This window comes from Domibacillus iocasae (assembly GCF_001750285.1).
GTDB classification, from domain to species: domain Bacteria; phylum Bacillota; class Bacilli; order Bacillales; family Domibacillaceae; genus Domibacillus; species Domibacillus iocasae.
In genome coordinates this window covers 109,703-128,905 of sequence record NZ_MAMP01000025.1, presented here as the reverse complement: position 1 = coordinate 128,905, position 19,203 = coordinate 109,703, and the positions used below count along the sequence as shown (strand labels likewise).

Here is a 19,203-nt window from a genome sequence, read left to right as displayed (position 1 = left end):
TTCAAAAGAAAACCATGAGGTTTTCAATGTTATTCGGTATTAGCCCCGGTTTCGCGGAGTTATCCCAATCTGCAGGGCAGGTTGACCACGTGTTTCTCACCCGTCCGCCGCTGACCTGAACGGAGCAAGCTCCGTCAAGCCCGCTCGACTTGCATGTATTAGGCACGCCGCCAGCGTTCGTCCTGAGCCAGGATCAAACTCTCCAAAAAGTGTTTGACTTGCTCAATTGTTTCTACATAAGATGACGGGCATCCTATAATAGAAGTTTAATTCTTAAAACGTTGACGTTTTTATTGATTTTGTTCAGTTTTCAATGTTCAATTTGTTTTGCCATCTCTTCGACAGCTATAACATCATATCATTAAGCGATCTTTATGTCAATAACTTTTCTGAAAAATGTTTTTCGAAAAGTCAGCTTTTATAATCTTGTTTCATCAGCTCATTCAGAAATGAAAAAGCTCTTAATGACAGGACATCAATATATCACGCCTTCCAAAAGCAAGTCAACGTTTTTCGAAACAAAATTATTGATATATTCTTCCCGAAAAAACCATCATGACTTTCGCTTGTTGTTCCAGCGACGTTTAACAATATACCACTTCTTTTTTATAAAGGTCAATATCTTTTTTGAAAAAATTTAAAAATAAATTTGTTTTTTGGAATATACAAAACGTTAATACCTTCTGATCCTGAAGTTTTATATAGAAGAAGGAACAACCTTCATCTCTTTACATTTAAAAACAACTTGACCGAAACACTCGGCCAAGCCGCTTTTATCTTTTATTTTGAACGAGCTTTATTCCTTCCATCATTAAAACCGATGCGATTGCAAGAGCAGTTGCTACCAGCCATTCACTCCAGCCGAATGAAGATGGAATGGAAAAGACGCTTCTGACACCTGGCAGCATAGTCAAACCATACAGTAAAAAGCATAGCGCGACGGCGCCAAGAACATATTTATTGTTGAAAAAACCAGCTCCAAATACTGTCTGCGTATTAGAGCGGGCCGCAAAGGTTTGAAGCGTCCGAGCCAGGATCAGTGTGGTAAACGCCATAGCGATGCCCATTTCTTCTGACACTTGCAAGCCGATATAATGGGAGATAATGACGACGATCCCGATGAGCGCCCCTCTTGTCATGACCGCTTTTAATGTCCCCCCTGAAAAGATGCCTTCATTAATGTCACGAGGCTTTCGATTCATCACGCCCGGCTCTTCTTTTTCCATTCCAAGAGCCAACGCTGGGAGGGAATCGTTTATTAAGTTAATAAACAACAGCTGCAGCGCAGTGAACGGATTCGGCAAATTGAAGAAAACAGCAAATAAAATAGCGATAATCGCGCCGAGATTTCCCGCGAATAAATAACCGATTGCTTTTTTTATGTTGTCAAATACTGTACGGCCAACACCAACTGCTTTTACAATTGAAACAAAGTTATCGTCAGCCAGCACCATAGCAGCTGAATCTTTTGCTACGTCTGTTCCGCTCCCCATCGCGATGCCAATATCGGCTTGTTTTAATGCGGGCGCGTCATTAACCCCATCCCCTGTCATAGCCGTAATATGACCTTTTCTCTGCCATGCCCGGACGATACGGATTTTATTTTCAGGTGAAACGCGTGCGTAAACTGAAATATTCTCCAGCTTTTGATTCAGCTCTTCGTCTGATAGCCGGTCGAGTTCCTGGCCTGTTAATGCAATGTCGTCTTCATCAACCAAGCCGATATCCCGTCCGATCGCTTTCGCTGTTGTTTTATGGTCACCAGTAATCATAATCGTTCGAATGCCGGCACTTTTCGCTTCTTCAATCGAGCCATACACAGCTTCACGCGGTGGATCAATCATCGCCGTCAGTCCTACGAGTACGAGATCTGATTCATCTTCCTCACTTATAGCCGCTTGATCCTCCGGCAGCTTCTTGTATCCATATGCGAGAACGCGGAGAGCGTCGAGCGAAAAAGCTTCATTTGCCTGTTTCACTTCTTTCAGCCACTCATCGGTCATCGGCTGTTCCCGGTCATCGGCTAAAATAAAGCCGCACCTTTTGAACATGACATCCGGACCACCTTTTGTGAGCATCATGTTTTCCCCGTCAATTATGTGGACGGTCGACATGAGTTTTCGATCAGAGTCAAACGGCAATTCCATTTTACGTTTATACGTATCTCGGAGATTTTGATATGGTTCATTCATCTTTTTGCCAAAATGAAGCAGCGCTGTTTCAGTCGGGTCACCGATTTCCTGGTCATCTTCATTGACATGTGAATCATTGCAAAGCATTGCAATATTTAAAAGCATTTGTTCCGCAGGGTTCCGTTCACCTGGTGATTCAGGAAATGATCGAGATGATCCCGGTAAAAAAGTATCCGTTACGGTCATTTTGTTTTGGGTAAGTGTGCCCGTTTTATCTGTACAAATGACACTTGTTGAGCCAAGTGTTTCTACTGCGGGCAGTTTACGAATAATCGCCTGCTGTTTCGCCATTTTTGTTGTTCCCACTGCCATTACGATCGTAACAATAGAAGAAAGTGCTTCTGGAATAGCAGCAACTGCTACAGCGACGGCAAACATAAATGCATTTAACATACCTTCTGTCGTGTCGACTGGTTCATTGCCGAACCAAATCCGCAATGCCTGTACGGCAAATATTAAGATACATAAAAAGAGGATACCGATCCCCAGCTTTTTGCTGAATTCATCCAGTTTTCGTTGAAGCGGCGTTTGTTTCGATTCAGCTGTTGCGATCATATCCGCAATTTTCCCGATTTCTGTTTCATTAGCGGTTCCGGTAACAACAAAGCTGCCGCGCCCTTTTACGACAAGAGAACCGCTATGTACCATATTCAGCCTGTCCCCAATCGGTGCTTCATCCTTAAGTATATCCGTATTTTTTTCGGCCGCTTCCGATTCTCCTGTCAGCATTCCTTCGTTTATCTTTAATGATTCACTGGCAATAAGCCGCCCGTCCGCCGGCACGTAATCGCCTGCATCAAGCTGGACCACATCTCCTTTTGCCAGCTCTCTCGCCGGTACGGTTTGACTCGTCCCGTCCCGTATGACTTTGGCAGATGGCGCTGACATTTCACGCAGCGCGTCAAGCGAGCTTTCCGCTTTTCTCGTCTGCACCACACTAATCACGCCATTTAATAGAAGAACGAGAAAAATAATAATCGACTCCACGACTTCCCCAAGCGCAAGCTGGATACCAGCTGCTACAAGCAGCACGATCACCATAGCGTCTTTAAACGTCTCTAAAAAAAGCTTCCAGAGCGGGTCTTTTTTCTTTCCTTCAAGCTCGTTATAGCCGTGTTCTTCCAAACGCTTTTGCGCTTCGGATCCTGTTAATCCTTGGTGAGAAGTTTGGAGTTCTCCCATAACATCGTCTGTGCTTTTACGATATGTTTCCAATGAATCATCCCCTCTTCCATTTGTGCTCCTTCCTTTATTTCTTCCCTAAAAGCCAGCGTAATTAATCAGCTTTTCCCTTTTTGTTCAGAATTGATGATTCTTTTTCATCGTGCTGTAAAAGAAAATGTTTAAATAATTTCGCTTCATCCGTTACTACCTTCTCAATTAAATAGGTAATAGACATTTGCTTTTTAGCCGCCGCAGATGGGTAGATGCTTAGTTTTCCAGCGAGAAGCTCTTCCTGCACCATCGATTTTGGCAAATATGAAACTCCAAGCCCCGCTTCAATAAATCGTTTTGTCACTTCGATCTGGCTGACTGTCATCGTTTTTATATGTGGACTTTCCTTTTTTAATTCTTTTAACAACGCTTCCCAATAGCCCGGATGATTGTTGGTAAGGAGGCGGTAGTTTGCAAGAAGAAATGCTTCATCTGCCATCTTTACAATTGGACCCGTAAGTACTACAGGTTCCTCATAAACAATGAGGCTGGTTGTATTTTTGTAAGCAGATGGTGTTCGCGCAAGACCAATGTCCACAATACCGCTGCTTACTTTTTCGCCAATGTCGTATGACTTGGCAATATCAACATGCACATCAATATGCGGGAATTGGCTTATAAACCGATGGAGCAGGGGCGGCAAAAAAGAGGAAGCAATTTGCGGAGCGCAGGCGATGGAAAGCTTTTGTGTGTAGCCTTGCTTCCACGCGTTAAAATCTTCCATGTTGCGATCAAATGAATCGATTATTTCTTTCGCACGCGGTAAAAAGAACAAACCCGCCTGCGTTAATTTTACTGATTTTCCTGTACGCTCAAACAATTGAATATCAAGTTCGTCTTCAAGCCGATGAATATGTTTTGTGACGGCCGGCTGGGTGATATACAGTACTTCTGAAGCCTGCCGGAAATTTTCCGTTTCGGCAGCTGTTATAAATTTTTTAAGACAGTTTATGTTCATTTAGCATCTCCTTATTCTGTTTCGTTATCAATATTTTCATTATTTGTTAATTTTGATTATATATAAACAACACTACAATAACGAAGAGGAGGGGGAAAATAATGAATTGGAATGCACAATTGTATGATGGAAAACACCAATTTGTATCAGAATTCGGGCAGGATGTGGTAAAGCTGCTGGCTCCGTCCGCTAATGAGAAAATTTTAGATGTAGGCTGCGGCACAGGTGATTTGGCATCTTCTTTATTTCACGCAGGAGTGCATGCTATTGGCGTGGATCAGTCAGCATCAATGATTAACAAGGCAAAACAAAAATATCCGGATGTCCCTTTTTTCGTAAGGGATGCCCACGATTTGCAATATGAAGAGGAATTTGACGCTGTTTTTTCAAATGCGGCTATTCATTGGATGAAGCATCCGGATCAAGTGTTAAAAAGTATTTGGAAAAGTTTGAAGCCAGGCGGCCGTTTTGTAGCGGAGTTTGGTGGAAAAGGAAATGTCTCATGTATTTCCCAGGCAATTATTCATCAAATCGATGGATATGATCCTAGTACGTATCCATGGTATTTTCCATCAATCGGCGACTATACATCGTTAATGGAGCAGACAGGATTCCACGTTTCGTTTGCAGAGCACTTTGAACGGCCTACTCGCCTGGATGGTGTGGATGGGATGCGAAATTGGATTCAAATGTTCGGCGATGTCGTGATGAGTGATCAGTCACCCAAAGAAAAAGAGCGAATTACGAACACTGCAGTGACTGAATTAAAAGAAGTATGTTTTAATAGAGATCATTGGACTGCGGATTACTGGCGGATTCGGGTGGTCGGGATCAAGAAATAAAAAAGCGGGCTTTCCTGTTTAACATCAGGAAAGCCCGCTTTTTATTAGAATGTTACTTTTTCTCCGTTGAAAGCAGCGATATAAAGCTTTTTCATTTCTTCTACAGATACTTCACGTGGATTCGATGGCGTACAAGGATCTTCTATTGCACCCGCAGCCATTTGATCAAGCTGACGGTTAAACTCCTTCTCATCAACGCCGAATTCCTTCAATGTTAACGGAAGATTTAATGATTTATTTAAGCGGCGAAGCAAACCGGTCAATGAATCAATAAGCTCATCTTCCGTACTTCCCTCAAGTCCGAGCATTTTTGCGATGTCCGCGAATCGGGCGCCATCCGCTTTTTTATTAAAATCAATGACGTACGGCAAATACAACGCATTTGCCAGGCCGTGCGGAATGTTAAAAATCGCACCACTCTTGTGGGATAAGCTATGAACAATCCCTAAAAATCCGTTTGAGAAAGCCATACCGGCAATGGCCTGTGCATAGTGCATATCCGCTCTTGCCTGCTTGTCTCCGGAAACTGATTTTTCAATATTGTCTACAGCCATTTTAACGGACTGCATGGCAAGAGGATCGGTGAATACGTTGTGCATTGTTGATACATACGCTTCGATTCCGTGCGTCAGTGCATCCATTCCTGTATAAGCTACAATGTCAGCCGGCATTGAATAAGTGAGTTCCGGATCAATAATGGCAATATCCGGTGTAATGTCGTAACCGAATACCGGATACTTAGTTCCCGTTTCATGATCTGTAATAACCGAGAATGGTGATACGTCTGTGCCTGTACCACTTGTAGTGGAAATAGCCACGAAACGCGCTTTTTTACGTAACACAGGCAAGGCATTCGGTGCTTTTATTTTGTCAAATGGCAAGTCGGGATTTTCGTAAAAAATCCACATCAATTTTGCTGCATCAATTGGCGAACCGCCGCCAGCTGAAATAATCCAGTCCGGCTGAAATTCTTCCATCTTTTTTGCGCCTTCTTTAGCTGTTTTGGCAGATGGGTCATTTTCAACTCCATCAATCAGCTGTATTTCAAAGCCGGCTTCCTTCAAATAAGATTCCATTTTATTCAAATAACCCGATTTTTTAATGGATTGGCCGCCGATAACGATAGTGGCTTTTTTTCCTTCCAACGTTTTTAATGTTTCCAGGGCGCCTTCCCCGTAATAAATATCTCTCGGAATTGTAAATCGATTCATTGTTGTATTCCCCTTTCAAAATAATGCTTCTTGCTGCAAATCAATCCAGTTGATACTGGATTGATCATTCACTGCTTTTATGTCTATTATCGTGCCCCGTTTCGTTTTCATTAATCGGTTTGCACTAAAATTCATATACAACATTTACCTCATTAAGTATATATTAAACACTTAAAAACAAAATTAAAAGTACGCATTTTTTTATCACATAGTGTATAAAAGTATACTGTTAGACAATTGAACAATAAAAAAACTGCCTTAAAAGCCAAATTCCATCAGCTCTTCAAGGCAGTCTTTTCTTAATGAACCCGCTTCCTCGGCCTGCTTTGATAAATTAGGCGCCATTATAAATAAAGCAGCTGTTAAAACAAGCATTCCGATAAAAATCGGCCAGCGCCATTGAATCACTTTTCTTATCGTTCACCTTCACCTAACTTCATAATTTCTTTTAATTTACGAAACGTCTTTACAAACTGCTCGACTTCTTTCTCATCAACATGGTCGGACAAAAGAGAAGAAATAAAACTGGATAAAATCGCTCTCGCTTTTTCAACAAAATCGCTTCCTTCATCCGTCAGCTCCACCCATTTTGTCCGCTGATCGCTATCCGATTTTACTATTTGAACAAACCCTTTTTCTTCCAGCTTTTTCAGCCGGTTGGAGATGGCACTTTTATGAACACCTTGCATCACCGCAAGACTGCCTGCCGTTATTGGACCGTGCTTGTCAATAATCTTCATCATTTGAATCTGCTCCGGTGAAAATTCATGCACAATTGGGTTGTCAATCGACTTTAGCACACGCTCTGTCCCATAGATTATCACTTCTTCAAACAATTCTACCGCTTCCTTCAGCTGCTTCTCCATAATCATTTACCCCCTGAACTTTATATCATTAGTTTAGGGGGTAAACTATAAAAAGTCAATAAATGATGCATACTTTTCTCGGGAGGGATTTTTTATGAACATGCAGCAGCTTATCACTACATTTAAAAAGCGAAACAAGCATACTTTCTTAATCGCCATTGATGGCTGCGGCGATTATGTAAAAACCCTGTTGCCGGACAGCTAAAACGTTAAGTCTTTATTTTTTTTATTATTTCGAAACCTTTTTAATTGTAAATCGTACTTTTAATTGAAAATAAAGGAGGATAAATCAATGAACAACCATGAAATTGATTACAAATTATTTGGCGATGATATGCAGTTCGTCCAAGTAGAACTTGATCCACAGGAAACAGTCATTGCAGAAGCCGGCAGCTTAATGATGATGGATGACGGCATTAAGATGGAAACAGTCTTTGGAGATGGATCATCAAACCGCGGCGGTGGTTTAATGGGCAAACTGCTTGGTGCTGGAAAGCGTGTTTTAACAGGTGAAAGCTTGTTTATGACGACCTTCACAAATGAAGGCGGCAGTAAAAAGCACGTTTCATTTGCATCGCCTTACCCCGGCAAAATTGTTCCGATGGATTTAAGTGAATATCAGGGCAAGATCATCTGTCAAAAAGACGCATTTCTTGCAGCTGCTAAAGGCGTATCAATTGGAATTGAATTGCAGCGTAAGCTCGGCACCGGCTTTTTCGGCGGCGAAGGTTTTATTATGCAAAAACTTGAAGGCGATGGCATGGCGTTCGTTCATGCCGGCGGTACAATTTATGAAAAAAAACTCGCACCAGGTGAACTGATCCGTTTGGATACTGGCTGCCTTGTCGCGATGACTGGAGACGTAGAATACAGCATTGAAGCGGTTGGCGGCGTAAAAACCGCTTTGTTCGGCGGTGAAGGGTTATTCCTTGCAACGCTTCGCGGACCAGGAACGGTTTGGGTGCAGTCACTCCCATTCAGCCGATTGGCCAGCCGTGTATTTGCGGCGATGCCGCAAAATGGCGGATCAAAAGGTGAAGGCGGCTTTGCCGGCATGTTTGATTTTATCGGCGGAGACGGGGATTAATGTCTCTGGCCGGATAATAAAAAAACAGATTCGATTCTTTTTAATATAGACTGGAAAAATTTTTCCGGTCTATATTTTTATTCCAGATAAACACGCCAATTAACATCGTTTATACATTGTTAATAAAATAGATATATTACAAGCGGATGCTCTTTTTATTTCGTTCAAATACTATGAAAACTGCTTCTTCGCGCTCTATAATGAGTTTTTGAAGTGTTTCACATTATTACATTAACTATCTTACTTAATGAATAGAGGAGTGTTCCGGATGATCGAAAGTAGAGGAAATAAAGTCGTTCTCATTGGTACAGGTGCAGTTGGATCAAGCTATGCATTTTCTATGCTAAACCAAGGTGTGTGCGATGAACTCGTCTTAATTGATTTAAACGAACAAAAATCAATGGGCGATGTAATGGACTTAAACCACGGCGTCCTATACGCTCCTACTTCTACAAAAATAAGCTTTGGTAAATATAAAGACTGTTTTGATGCAGCGCTTGTCGTGATTTGTGCCGGTGCCAATCAGAAACCTGGCGAAACCCGGCTTGAGCTTGTAGAGAAAAACATGGCGATCTTTAAAAATATTGTCGGTCAAGTCATGGATTCCGGCTTTGATGGTATCTTTCTGATTGCTACGAACCCTGTTGACATCTTAACATACGCAACATGGAAATTTTCCGGCCTTCCGAAAGAGCGAGTTATCGGTTCCGGCACCATTTTAGATACAGCCCGCTTCCGTTATTTGCTCGGCGAAAACTTTGGAGTTGCACCGCACAGCGTCCATGCTTCTATTATTGGCGAACATGGTGACACAGAAGTAGCGGTATGGAGCAGTGCCAACATTGCCGGCATTCCGCTGAAAGATTACCTGGCAAAAGATGAAGGCGAGGATCAGGAAGAAAAAATGAAAGAAATTGCTGAACAGGTACGGGATGCGGCTTATGAAATTATTGAAGCAAAGGGATCAACCTATTATGGTATCGCTATGGGGTTGACTCGTATTTCCCGGGCAATTTTACAAAACCAGGATGTCGTCTTAACCGTCTCTGCTCTTCTTGAAGGGGAATTTAGCCACAATGACGTATATATCGGCGTACCAGCTGTTATTAACCGCCAGGGCGTACGAGACGTTGTCGAAATTCCACTCAGTGAACATGAGAAGGAACTGTTTGATCATAGTGTTCATACAATCAAAAAAGCGCAAGAGCCATTTTGGAAATAAGATCATTTAAAAAAGCGAGCGCCTCTGTTTATTTACGAGTAGAGACTTTCGCTTTTCAATTGAATGGAGCTTGAATAAGTAACACTTTGGTGGTTATGATCCTTTAAAAAAGGTGCATGCACGGGTTTTATACCAACAATGTGAATGTTGGCATCCAGAAGAAGCAATGTATCAATAAACTGTTTAAACTGTTCAATCCCCAACAAGGTGATGGCGTCAACCGCTGTGAAATCAATATACAGCTGTTCATATCCCCCGTTGTGAAATTGCAGCGCCAAACTGTCTTTCGTTTGGTCCATAAGTGCGTCATCTAAATTTCCGAACATTGGAATAAGAGCCGTTCTACTGTTCAAGGAAATAAGCGGTGCAGATCTTTCTTTCATTTTAATGAGCGCATCTTCCGCTTCTTCCTTTTTCTCCATCAACTGAAAATCCGCCTCTGCCAGACGCATTTGCTGCTGATATACCATCTGCTCAAGGCGAGCAAGCTTTGAATTGATTTCTACACACTGCACAAATGCTTCTTCTCCCTCCCACTGAACTGATACAGAAAATGGTTCAAGCTTCGAGGCAGCAGTCAGCAAGGCCATTTCCACAGTGGCCGACTGTTCCTGTAATTTCACTAATTTCCGGTAGCTTTCTTCATCGACAATCTCTCCTAAGCGAACTTGGCTTCCGAAGCGGCGTTTCGCTGATTCGGAATATTCAAGCACATTTAGCTGGCGGTCTATTCGGAAAGTTGGCAGCGGCATGTTGTTAAGAAGCCCCAATCTCATTCCCCTCACTTTGGTCATTTATCCAATCGGCTAACATTTGATAATTTGTTATAAAAATGGTTCTTGGCGTGCAGTATGGCGATAAATCATAAGTAGCCAGAAGTCGACTGCCAACCATGATCTGAGGATAAAACGGCAGTGTTTCCAACGTTTTTACGTAAGACTCAAGCAAAGGGAGATGGTACAAAATGGTGACGGATAAACAGATGACATCCGGCTTCCACTTTCCCGCAGCCTTCAATGCATGATCAAGAGGCAGGTTCGCACCCATCATACGCGTCTGCCATCCATTTTCTTCAAACAAAAAAGAAGCCATTTTCATACCTAATGTATGCTGTTCCTCTTCTACACATAAAAACATCGCTTTTTGAATAGAAGGCTGTTTTTTTATTTGCGCATGAAATCGGGATATCATAAAATCACATGTCGCAGTCGCTAAATGCTCGTCTGCTACTGAAATATCATCTTGTTCCCATAATTCTCCGACATGCTGCATCGCACCACTGACGATTTTTTGGTAAATATCCACAGATGTCCACCCTTCATTCCGAAGAGTACATAATAAAGAAAAGCTTTCATCTGCAGCACCTTCAAGCATCAGATTTGCGAGTTTTATTGTTTCGGTATTCATGGTGCTTCCCTTCTTTCAATCGAAGCGATCGCTGTAGAAATTATGTCCCGATATCCTTTTGCTTCTTCTGAACGGTCTTTTTCAAGAACCTGATCTATTCGTTCAAAGTTATCAATCACATGGGCTGCTTTCATCCCTCTTGAAACCAGTAAATTGGTCAGCCAATGGGCATAATCAACAAAAAACTGGTCGTTTTGAAGCGTATAGGCCGTTTTTAAATGTCGAAAATGGTGGTGGTTGTCTTCACGGCACTTTCCTTTGCCACGTTTTCCAAACCTTTCCTCAAGTTCTGGATAATCGTGATACATGCCTTCCATAATAACATCTATATAACGCTCAATTTGTTCATTATTCATGTTGCCACCACACGGTACTTTTGAACTTTTGGCACGATTGCAGCCAGCTCTTGATCGGGGTAGTTTTTTTCCAGATCATGTACTTTTTGAAATGCTTCGCTTGTTGCCCACTTCATATAAGCTTCTTTCGTTTCCCAAATTAGCTGAACCGTTAATTCAGACGGGCGCTTCTCATTTTGAAGCAGTTGAAAAGATAAAAAACCTTCATAATTATCAACCAGCTTCGATCGATTTTGATAAATCGCTATCGTTTCCTCTATTTTTTCCGGCGGTACATTAACAATCGAGTGCACAATATAACTCATAAAATATCACAAACGCGGCCGACTTGGCCGTCTTGAAGCCTGACTTTAATGCCATGTGGATGAAAGCTCGATTTTGTCAAAATATCTTTTACGGTTCCGCGAGTTTTCACCCCAGTCCGCTGATCTTTTTTTAAAATAACCTGTACATCCAGCCCCGGCCGAATATCACTTCTATTTTGTCCGTTCATTCTCATGACCCCTTTTTCAAGTTCATTAACTCTAGTATATAGGTTTTCCCTCTCTTAATTGAAGCAAAACGGTTTAAATTGTGTCCTATAAGAAAAAAGACTGGCTATCTCGGTCAGTTTAATCTATTTGTTTTTTTAAAAGACTCGCTGGAGCTCAGATCCATTAATGGCTTACTGAAAAAAATACCCTTGTCCGATATCACAGCTGTTTTGAATTAACATTTGCTGCTAGTTTTCACTTTCAATGCCTTCAGCGACTACTAAACAATTAAGGGTATGAGCTAAAGTTACAATTAAAAATAATTAAATTAGGAAGTATATCAAGTGCTGCTGCAAAATCACCGTAAGTATTTTTTTTCATCGTTTTTTGAAGCCATATGGGGGACTACCCTCCTGTTGCTGAACAAACGATACAATTCGTCTGTTATGATGCTTTTATTATACTAAAAAACTTGCAGAAATTGCCTTCAAAATGAAGACTTTGCCTGCAAGCTGAAAACAATAGTTATGTCGGTCTTTTTAACTCAAACACATCCCCCAGTTTTGCGTAAAAATTCCCAGCCAGCCGGCTGACCGGAGCGAGCCTTTTTGCATCGATTCGGCCATTTTCATATAACTCTTCCCTAATATGGTACTGAACCACACGGCCAATCAGCAAATCACAGGACGGTCCTTCTTCTGTTTCACCGAGCGTTATTTTTTGCTCAAGCACACATTCCATTCGGATTTTCGCTTCTTGAACAGCGGGCACATCGATTTTTTCGCTGTTAATCACTGTCAGATTGGTCAGGCTGATTTCACTTTCCTCCGGTGAGAGTGGCTTCGCTGTTTCATTTAATTCCACCACGTAAGATTCATCTGAAATATGCACGACAAACGCCGACTGTGCCACCGCATTTCGTGCTGTATCTTTCATCTTCCCTTTTTGCCTCTGAATAGATACGGATACCATAGGTGGATTAGACGAAACGATATTAAAATAACTAAACGGCGCCGCGTTTAACACCCCTGTTTCAGAAAGCGTTGTGACAAATGCCACCGGGCGCGGAATAATGCTTCCTGTTAAAAATTTATAATTTTCTCTTTCATTCAGCTGATCTGGATCAACTTTTTGCATGGCATATCCTCCTGTTATGAAGCGGATTTTTTCTTAATGTCTTTTTTATAATACTCCTCAGACGTAAAAAATTCATTTTTCAGATTTTTCACCTCACCGCTCAGGAGTAAAAGAGCAATGGCGTTCGGAATTAAAATAGCCGCCATTGCCAGATCAAGGAAGTTCCAAATCACCTGCGCTCCGCCGATTGAACCAATCACTATGGAAGCTAAATATACAAACTTCATAATGAAGCCGGCCCGTAAGCCGAATAAAAATTCCGCCTGGAGCGGCGTAATGTCTCCTTTTCCCTTTGGTTCTTTAAAGACACTTCCAAATGTTTGCTTCAGCATGTAAAGCGGGTATCTAAATTAAAAAAAACCTAACTGAATGGTAAGATATACACCCGTTACGACCAGCAGCGTAATGAGTGGAAAACCCCACAGCCACCCGGAAAAGTTATTTACTCCTTCTAAAAACTTCTCCATTCATCTGCACCACCTGAAATTTAGTTTGTTAATTATTCCCTCAGTTAGGAAGCGATAAATGAAAAAAAGAGAAAGAAGGGATTACTACATGCCAGTAGCTCGTCACTTATTGGTTTCCGGAAAAGTACAAGGAGTTGGCTTCCGGTACTTTGCCCAAATGACCGCAGTTGAACACAATGTAAACGGTTGGACAAAAAATCTGGAAAACGGCTCTGTTGCGATCCATGCAGAAGGCACTCCTGAACAGATTGATACTTTTATCAAATCGATCAAAAAAGGCAATCATTTTGCAAAAGTGCATGAGATTCAAGAAGAACCCGCTTCTGTTGAATCATTCACATCGTTTCGAATCAAATATTGATATGCTTTTATGCCGTTGCTGTAGGTTGAATGAACATTAAATGATAACGGCTCATTTTCACCTTTTAATAGAGATTTTCTAACCATTAAAAATATCTAACCGGCTCTCTTCAACGTTTTTCTCCTAAAAAAAAGAAGCTTTTAAGAAAGCTCCTTTTTAAACGACTATTTTAATCCAGTCCTGATCGATACTCTCTGTTCCCTGATCAAACGTCAGTTTCGTTTTAAAACGATAGGATTCATCACGTCCTGGAACGGGCACGACTTCTGGCAGACGGAATGTAAATGGTACTTTGTTCAACTCCTCTGCCGCGATGGTACGTGTCGATAAAATCGTGCGTGTTTCAATAGTTTTGCTCGTTTCTTCCGCATGATTTTCAAGTACAAGATCACATTCAATCCGGGTAATCTGCTGCTCCACTGTACCGCCTTGAATAAAAAAGTATGCCTGAATTTGTTCTCCCGGCCTGTACGTTTCTTTTGGCAAAATCAAATCAATTTTAGCTGAACCAATCCCTAGCAGTGACATATATTTTCGTAACATCATAATCATGTTCCTCCACCCTTTTGTTTGTGCTTAGTATGGACAAATAAACCAGAAAAAAAACCTTCGCCGATGCCGGCAAAGGTTTTTCATAAAAAAAGACCTTTACCAATTGGTAAAGGTCTCGCTAACAGCATCATGCTGCCGGAAAAGCCGAGAGCCAAGACTCTGAAATGACGACCATTCCGTTAAAGCTACTCCCCTTTAGGAGTTTACGTTTAATTTGTACTTTTATTATACTTAATTTTCTTCATATTGTCAATTTGCTCTTTATTCGGTCGCATTTGCTGCTTTTTCGACTGCTTCCGCGACCCGCTCATGAACCATCCGATCAAGCGGCTGAGGGACGAGGTCGCCCGCTTTTGTACAAGATGCTATCGCTTCCGCTGCCGCCACAAGCATCGGGTGCGTCACTTTATTTGATTGCGCATTTAGTACGCCTCTAAAAATACCCGGGAAGCCGAGAACGTTATTGACAGAACGTCCATCTGCCGCATATGCCGCACCGGCTGCAAGCGCATCAGCTGACTCGATTTCCGGCTTTGGATTCGATAGTGCCAAAATAATTTGTCCTTTTTGCACCCATTCTTTTTTAATTAACCCTTGAACTCCTGTTGTCGCAATAACGATATCACACCGTTCCATTAACTCTTCCAGCTCGTCGACCGGCGTACCACCATAGTTTTCCAATCGTTCTTTTGCTTCTAATGACCGGTCCGCACCAAGCACTGATTTCGCTCCATAAGCCATGAGCATACGGCAAATCGCAAGTCCTGCCGCGCCTAGACCAATTTGTCCGACAGTTGCTTCTTTCAAGTCCACACCCGCACTTTTACAAGCGGAAATAACCGCTGCCAGCGTCACAACCGCTGTTCCGTGCTGATCATCATGCATAACCGGAATATCGAGTTCTGCTTTCAGCCGCTCTTCTACTTCAAAGCAGTGAGGAGAGCCGATGTCTTCAAGCAAAATGCCGCTAAAACCCGGCGCAATACGCTTCACCGTTTCGACAATTTCGTCTGGATTTTTCGTATCAAGCAAAATCGGAATCCCGTTAATACCGACAAGCTGGTCAAACAGCGCCGATTTCCCTTCCATAACAGGCATTCCTGCTACTGGTCCAATATCGCCAAGTCCTAAAATGGCTGTTCCGTCGGTAACGATGGCCACACTATTGCCGATATTTGTGTAAATTTTTGCTTTTTCAGGCTCCGCTTCAATCACTTTGCATACATCCGCCACACCCGGCGTATAGACGCGGCTTAAATCAGCAAGTGACTGAATTGGCATCTTGCTTTTCATATGTACCTTGCCACCTTCATGGGCACGAAGCACTTCATCTGACACTGCCTGCACACGAAAACCTTCAAGAGTATTAATACTCTGGATAATCTTAACGAGTTGTTCTTCGTTTTCAACTTGAACGGTAATATTCCGTTGTGTGTATGCGGGACCCACTTTAATTGTTTCAACTTCCCCGATGTCCCCGCCGCTTAGCCCGATCGCTGTCGCTACTTTGCCAAGGCTGCCTGGCACGGATGGGATTTCAATCATTAACGTGCGAATCAATTTATTGTATGCCATAGAAATCAGTACCTCCATTTAAAAGTCTCTCTATATCATAGCGCTTTCAATCGTATTTTTCCTTATAAAAAACTTAAAAAATTACGTGAATTTTTTCACATATTTTTTTAAGTTGTTTTAGATCATTCTTCTGTGTATTAAATGTGTATTTTCATCATTCTGATCAGTATTATTATTGAAATATCTCCTTTTACAATCCACCAATAAAGTTGCCCCAAAATAAAGCTTCACCCGTTTGTCTTTGTTTTTCTTCACTTTTTGTTTTTCCTTTCACTATTCCTGCTGTTTGCTATCGCTTTACGTGAAAAACCGGCACATTTCCGTTAAAATTAAGGAAGAATGGAGTGTGAATGATTGAAAAAACTATTTTATTTTGTTTTGCTGCTTGTTGTGGCTTTTAATACACGGCCGCTCTGGGAAGAGTATGCCGAACCTTATGTGAATTTGGCGTTCATGGATATCATCAGTGAACAGATGGAAGACGTTCGTGAAAACCCGATTGTAATCAATACGGTTGATAAAGTGACTGCTGAAGTGAAGAGCCTGGTCGGCATTGCACCGGAGCCAGTGGAACAGGCAGAAAAGCCCGAGCTCGCCTCCCCTGATTCCCAGACATTCTCCGTTTACAACATTCAAATCGGTGATGAGCGTGCGGATGTAGAAAAGGAAGTTGGCACACCAAAACGCCAGTCTCAAAACGAGTATGGCACTCATTGGTATGCGTACCATGAAAATTACCAAAACTTTTTAATGGTGTCTTATGATGAAGAAAATCGTGTGAATGGTTTATATACGAGCCATGATTTAATCTCATCAAATGTCGGCATCGCCCTGAATACACCGAAAGAAACGGTGCGCGCCCAGCTTGGCGATCCGATGGATAAAATGCGCAAAGGCTTGACGTATTACATTTTAAATGAAACGAATGAACATGATTATTATCATATCGATAACAGCTTTGTCACGGTTTTTTATGATGTACATGAGCAAAATACAGTGACAGCCATTCAGATTCTGGATGAAGATCTTGAAGCGGAGAAAAGAGGCATGTATGCCGAAAACAGTGCGGCTCTTCGGGAAGGGTTTGAATATCAGCTTTTCGACGTCACGAATGCAACGCGTGTTATTCACGGACTGCCTGTGTTAGCTTGGGATGACCGCGTCAGCGGGACAGCCCGTAATCATAGTGTAGATATGGCGAAAAACAACTATTTTGACCATACAAATTTAGACGGCCAATCACCGTTCGACCGTATGGAAGAAGACGGCACCCGCTTTATGGCTGCCGGCGAAAACCTTGCTTATGGACAATTCAGCAGTATTTTCGCTCATGAAGGGTTGATGAACTCAGCCGGCCACCGTAAAAATATTATCAGTGATGATTTTGCTTATTTAGGAGTCGGTGTTGCAGTGAATAACGACAATCAGCCATATTTTACAGAGAACTTTTTTAACAATTAAGCCTGAACCGCTTGAAGCGGCAGGCTTTTTATTTTCTGAAAATTACCCACACTCGGCGCTGTATATTCATGCAAAAAAGGCAGTCTCAGTGAGACTGCCTTTTTACGATGTTATATAGGATTATGCTTTTTGTACGTTAGTTGCTTGTGGACCACGTTGGCCTTGTTCAACTTCAAATGTTACTTCTTGACCTTCGTCAAGAGTTTTGTAGCCTTCGCCTTGAATTGCTGAGAAATGAACGAATACGTCGTCTCCAGCTTCGCGCTCGATGAAACCGAAACCTTTTTCTGCGTTAAACCATTTTACTTTACCTTGTTCCATGTTATGTTGCCTCCCGTTGTGCAATTGCACAATATAATACTATTCCTGCTCAAAGCAATATCAAGACAATAAGCTTTTACAGCACTTGTACTTTTCGAACAAAAATAATTCTTTCTTATCATAACAGCTTTTATCAAAATAAGCAAGCTGCTCAAAAAAGAAAATGTTTTCATTTCCTTTTTCCAGGAGAATTACTTCGCCAATTCACCAGAAAGATACCGGTAAAAATAAGGGCACCGCCAGTTAAAACATACAGGTGAAGCTGCTCATCTAATAAAATCCAGCCGCTTAATACCCCAAAAAACGGTGCTAAAAATAAAAACGCACTTGTTTTCCCCGGGTCACCTGTTTGAAGCAAATAAAACCAGCCGGCAAACTGGACGATCGACGCCATGACAGCAAGCCATAATAAGATACCAAGCGAAACTGTATTGACTTCGAAAAAAGGATCTTCGAATAAAAAGCTGGCCGCAAATAAAAACAAACCGCCGAATAACATTTGATATGCGGTTAAGACCCATGTATCAAGCCGGTGCCCCCATGATTTGATCAACAGTGTGGCAATCGCCCACGAGACCGCTGAAATAAATCCTAAAAACGTACCGGTTTCGATATTGAGCTGGCCGCCCATCGTAATAAACACGCCGGCCATTCCAAGCAGCACACCCCCCCATTGAACAATCCGGTATCGAATCCGCAAAAAGATCGTCCCGAACACAACGACAAGAAGCGGATTCGTAAAGGTTAAAATCGCAGACTCCCCCGATGTAATGGTCCGCAAGCTTAAAAAGATGCAGCCCATCACAGCCGCAGTTTGAAAAAAGCCGACGGCCGCCATCTGAAGCCACTGTTTTACTTTTTGCGGGTGCGGGCGTTTCAAGGCTTTCACGATAACCGCCATAACGACACCTGCGATTGTGAAGCGAAGAGCAACGAGCAGCAGCGGGGAAAAATAAGCCAGTCCTATTTTCCCAATAGCAAATGCCGATCCCATTAACCCCGTCGTCAGCACAACAAGCAGACTGAAAACAATTTTATCCATTATGTATTTATCCCCTTATGCCATCATTCTAAAAACATTCATCCCCTTCCTATTATACAAAATAACGCACCAACATCCGTATAAAAAGACAAATTGTGGACTGAGCGGCAAAAAAGTCCCAGTAAAAACAATAACACTGCCTGTTCCTAAGGAATAAAAGGAACAGGCAGTCTATAACACTTATTTATTCACATCCTAATTCAATACATGAAAAGGGGTATCCCCTATTTTAATCGAATCTGTCGGACAGCCGTCACATGCATCGGCCAGGTCATCGTGAAGTTCTTCCGGGATTTGGCTAGTACCTTGATTATTGTCAGATATTACGTATGAAATGCCTTCATCATCATAATCGAATATTTCTGGAGCAGCAGAACCACATGCACCGCAGGCTATACAGGTTTCTTTGTCGACTATCGTGTACTTTGACATTTTCCACCATCCTAACTGTTTGTTTT

21 protein-coding genes, 1 rRNA gene and 1 pseudogene are annotated in these 19,203 nt (G+C 42.0%); 5 read left to right on the top strand and 18 right to left on the bottom strand.

The window, feature by feature from the left end; genetic code table 11:
- The 3 genes from BA724_RS17485 to BA724_RS17470 form a co-directional block, all read right to left on the bottom strand.
- Window positions 1-209, bottom strand: a 16S ribosomal RNA gene (locus BA724_RS17485); the annotation flags it as partial.
- Between the two features lie 564 nt (window positions 210-773).
- The gene (locus BA724_RS17475) at window positions 774-3,407 is read right to left on the bottom strand and encodes a calcium-translocating P-type ATPase, PMCA-type (protein WP_069939941.1); all 2,634 of its coding nucleotides are present in this window, start codon (window positions 3,405-3,407) and stop codon (window positions 774-776) included.
- Between the two features lie 61 nt (window positions 3,408-3,468).
- Window positions 3,469-4,365, bottom strand: coding sequence for a LysR family transcriptional regulator (locus BA724_RS17470; RefSeq protein ID WP_069939940.1), 897 nt, complete (start codon window positions 4,363-4,365; stop codon window positions 3,469-3,471).
- Window positions 4,366-4,466: 101 nt separating this feature from the next.
- Here BA724_RS17470 and BA724_RS17465 point away from each other — a divergent pair, with 101 nt between their 5' ends.
- Window positions 4,467-5,207 (top strand): class I SAM-dependent methyltransferase, encoded by a 741-nt coding sequence (locus BA724_RS17465; protein ID WP_069939939.1) that lies wholly within the window; start codon window positions 4,467-4,469, stop codon window positions 5,205-5,207.
- Window positions 5,208-5,251: 44 nt separating this feature from the next.
- On the opposite strand, the gene BA724_RS17460 is transcribed toward BA724_RS17465, so the two are convergent.
- From BA724_RS17460 to BA724_RS17455, 3 genes are all read right to left on the bottom strand, one after another.
- Window positions 5,252-6,418, bottom strand: a complete 1,167-nt coding sequence (locus BA724_RS17460; RefSeq protein WP_069939938.1) for an iron-containing alcohol dehydrogenase — start codon at window positions 6,416-6,418, stop codon at window positions 5,252-5,254.
- 258 nt (window positions 6,419-6,676) lie between these two features.
- Window positions 6,677-6,826 carry a hypothetical protein gene (locus tag BA724_RS18720; RefSeq protein ID WP_169818574.1) on the bottom strand — a complete coding sequence of 50 codons (150 nt, stop codon included), beginning with the start codon at window positions 6,824-6,826 and terminating at the stop codon, window positions 6,677-6,679.
- A 5-nt stretch (window positions 6,827-6,831) separates the two neighbouring features.
- The gene (locus BA724_RS17455) at window positions 6,832-7,284 is read right to left on the bottom strand and encodes a MarR family winged helix-turn-helix transcriptional regulator (protein ID WP_069939937.1); all 453 of its coding nucleotides are present in this window, start codon (window positions 7,282-7,284) and stop codon (window positions 6,832-6,834) included.
- A 292-nt stretch (window positions 7,285-7,576) separates the two neighbouring features.
- Between BA724_RS17455 and BA724_RS17450 the strand changes: the two genes are divergently transcribed.
- Window positions 7,577-8,371 (top strand): TIGR00266 family protein, encoded by a 795-nt coding sequence (locus BA724_RS17450; RefSeq protein WP_069939936.1) that lies wholly within the window; start codon window positions 7,577-7,579, stop codon window positions 8,369-8,371.
- Window positions 8,372-8,639: 268 nt separating this feature from the next.
- Window positions 8,640-9,593 carry an L-lactate dehydrogenase gene (locus tag BA724_RS17445; protein ID WP_069939935.1) on the top strand — a complete coding sequence of 318 codons (954 nt, stop codon included), beginning with the start codon at window positions 8,640-8,642 and terminating at the stop codon, window positions 9,591-9,593.
- A 32-nt stretch (window positions 9,594-9,625) separates the two neighbouring features.
- On the opposite strand, the gene BA724_RS17440 is transcribed toward BA724_RS17445, so the two are convergent.
- From BA724_RS17440 to BA724_RS17410, 7 genes and pseudogenes are all read right to left on the bottom strand, one after another.
- Window positions 9,626-10,363, bottom strand: coding sequence for an STAS domain-containing protein (locus BA724_RS17440; protein WP_069939934.1), 738 nt, complete (start codon window positions 10,361-10,363; stop codon window positions 9,626-9,628).
- The gene (locus BA724_RS17435) at window positions 10,350-11,000 is read right to left on the bottom strand and encodes a cobalamin B12-binding domain-containing protein (protein ID WP_069939933.1); all 651 of its coding nucleotides are present in this window, start codon (window positions 10,998-11,000) and stop codon (window positions 10,350-10,352) included. The genes BA724_RS17440 and BA724_RS17435 overlap by 14 nt, the downstream gene beginning before the upstream one ends.
- Complete coding sequence (locus BA724_RS17430) at window positions 10,997-11,356, bottom strand: hypothetical protein (RefSeq protein WP_069939932.1); 360 nt, start codon at window positions 11,354-11,356, stop codon at window positions 10,997-10,999. The genes BA724_RS17435 and BA724_RS17430 overlap by 4 nt, the downstream gene beginning before the upstream one ends.
- On the bottom strand, window positions 11,353-11,661 hold the full coding sequence (locus BA724_RS17425; protein ID WP_069939931.1) for an antibiotic biosynthesis monooxygenase family protein: 309 nt from the start codon (window positions 11,659-11,661) through the stop codon (window positions 11,353-11,355). The genes BA724_RS17430 and BA724_RS17425 overlap by 4 nt, the downstream gene beginning before the upstream one ends.
- Window positions 11,658-11,849 carry a YwbE family protein gene (locus BA724_RS17420; protein WP_069939930.1) on the bottom strand — a complete coding sequence of 64 codons (192 nt, stop codon included), beginning with the start codon at window positions 11,847-11,849 and terminating at the stop codon, window positions 11,658-11,660. The genes BA724_RS17425 and BA724_RS17420 overlap by 4 nt, the downstream gene beginning before the upstream one ends.
- A 505-nt stretch (window positions 11,850-12,354) precedes the next feature.
- Window positions 12,355-12,966: a flavin reductase family protein gene (locus tag BA724_RS17415; RefSeq protein WP_069939929.1), complete on the bottom strand. Its 612-nt coding sequence runs from the start codon at window positions 12,964-12,966 to the stop codon at window positions 12,355-12,357.
- 14 nt (window positions 12,967-12,980) lie between these two features.
- A pseudogene (locus tag BA724_RS17410) lies at window positions 12,981-13,232 on the bottom strand (alanine:cation symporter family protein); the annotation flags it as partial.
- A gap of 289 nt (window positions 13,233-13,521) precedes the next feature.
- On the opposite strand from BA724_RS17410, the gene BA724_RS17405 reads away from it, so the two are divergent.
- Window positions 13,522-13,794, top strand: coding sequence for an acylphosphatase (locus tag BA724_RS17405; protein ID WP_069939927.1), 273 nt, complete (start codon window positions 13,522-13,524; stop codon window positions 13,792-13,794).
- Between the two features lie 156 nt (window positions 13,795-13,950).
- Here the strand turns inward: BA724_RS17405 and BA724_RS17400 are convergent, their stop codons facing one another.
- Entirely contained in the window at window positions 13,951-14,340 is a 390-nt protein-coding gene (locus BA724_RS17400) for a sporulation protein (RefSeq protein WP_069939926.1), read from the bottom strand.
- A 267-nt stretch (window positions 14,341-14,607) separates the two neighbouring features.
- Window positions 14,608-15,921 carry an NAD-dependent malic enzyme gene (locus BA724_RS17395; RefSeq protein WP_069939925.1) on the bottom strand — a complete coding sequence of 438 codons (1,314 nt, stop codon included), beginning with the start codon at window positions 15,919-15,921 and terminating at the stop codon, window positions 14,608-14,610.
- A 354-nt stretch (window positions 15,922-16,275) separates the two neighbouring features.
- Between BA724_RS17395 and BA724_RS17390 the strand changes: the two genes are divergently transcribed.
- Complete coding sequence (locus BA724_RS17390; RefSeq protein ID WP_069939924.1) at window positions 16,276-17,382, top strand: CAP domain-containing protein; 1,107 nt, start codon at window positions 16,276-16,278, stop codon at window positions 17,380-17,382.
- A gap of 120 nt (window positions 17,383-17,502) precedes the next feature.
- On the opposite strand, the gene BA724_RS17385 is transcribed toward BA724_RS17390, so the two are convergent.
- From BA724_RS17385 to BA724_RS17375, 3 genes are all read right to left on the bottom strand, one after another.
- Window positions 17,503-17,703: a cold-shock protein gene (locus BA724_RS17385; protein WP_050183275.1), complete on the bottom strand. Its 201-nt coding sequence runs from the start codon at window positions 17,701-17,703 to the stop codon at window positions 17,503-17,505.
- Between the two features lie 169 nt (window positions 17,704-17,872).
- Entirely contained in the window at window positions 17,873-18,745 is an 873-nt protein-coding gene (locus BA724_RS17380) for a DMT family transporter (RefSeq protein ID WP_211272248.1), read from the bottom strand.
- A 195-nt stretch (window positions 18,746-18,940) separates the two neighbouring features.
- Entirely contained in the window at window positions 18,941-19,177 is a 237-nt protein-coding gene (locus BA724_RS17375; protein WP_069939922.1) for a ferredoxin, read from the bottom strand.
- Between the last annotated feature and the right edge of the window lie 26 nt (window positions 19,178-19,203).

Bases quoted from the DNA above. Each gene is read 5' to 3' on its own strand.
- BA724_RS17395 (WP_069939925.1), bottom strand. From the start codon at position 15,921: ATGGCATACAATAAATTGATTCGCACGTTAATGATTGAAATCCCATCC.
- BA724_RS17435 (WP_069939933.1), bottom strand. From the start codon at position 11,000: ATGAATACCGAAACAATAAAACTCGCAAATCTGATGCTTGAAGGTGCT.
- BA724_RS17430 (WP_069939932.1), bottom strand. From the start codon at position 11,356: ATGAATAATGAACAAATTGAGCGTTATATAGATGTTATTATGGAAGGC.
- BA724_RS17385 (WP_050183275.1), bottom strand. From the start codon at position 17,703: ATGGAACAAGGTAAAGTAAAATGGTTTAACGCAGAAAAAGGTTTCGGT.
- BA724_RS17420 (WP_069939930.1), bottom strand. From the start codon at position 11,849: ATGAACGGACAAAATAGAAGTGATATTCGGCCGGGGCTGGATGTACAG.
- BA724_RS17380 (WP_211272248.1), bottom strand. From the start codon at position 18,745: ATGGATAAAATTGTTTTCAGTCTGCTTGTTGTGCTGACGACGGGGTTA.
- BA724_RS17450 (WP_069939936.1), top strand. From the start codon at position 7,577: ATGAACAACCATGAAATTGATTACAAATTATTTGGCGATGATATGCAG.
- BA724_RS17455 (WP_069939937.1), bottom strand. From the start codon at position 7,284: ATGGAGAAGCAGCTGAAGGAAGCGGTAGAATTGTTTGAAGAAGTGATA.
- BA724_RS17445 (WP_069939935.1), top strand. From the start codon at position 8,640: ATGATCGAAAGTAGAGGAAATAAAGTCGTTCTCATTGGTACAGGTGCA.
- BA724_RS17405 (WP_069939927.1), top strand. From the start codon at position 13,522: ATGCCAGTAGCTCGTCACTTATTGGTTTCCGGAAAAGTACAAGGAGTT.
- BA724_RS17375 (WP_069939922.1), bottom strand. From the start codon at position 19,177: ATGTCAAAGTACACGATAGTCGACAAAGAAACCTGTATAGCCTGCGGT.
- BA724_RS17465 (WP_069939939.1), top strand. From the start codon at position 4,467: ATGAATTGGAATGCACAATTGTATGATGGAAAACACCAATTTGTATCA.
- BA724_RS17400 (WP_069939926.1), bottom strand. From the start codon at position 14,340: ATGATGTTACGAAAATATATGTCACTGCTAGGGATTGGTTCAGCTAAA.
- BA724_RS17425 (WP_069939931.1), bottom strand. From the start codon at position 11,661: ATGAGTTATATTGTGCACTCGATTGTTAATGTACCGCCGGAAAAAATA.
- BA724_RS17460 (WP_069939938.1), bottom strand. From the start codon at position 6,418: ATGAATCGATTTACAATTCCGAGAGATATTTATTACGGGGAAGGCGCC.
- BA724_RS17470 (WP_069939940.1), bottom strand. From the start codon at position 4,365: ATGAACATAAACTGTCTTAAAAAATTTATAACAGCTGCCGAAACGGAA.
- BA724_RS17415 (WP_069939929.1), bottom strand. From the start codon at position 12,966: ATGCAAAAAGTTGATCCAGATCAGCTGAATGAAAGAGAAAATTATAAA.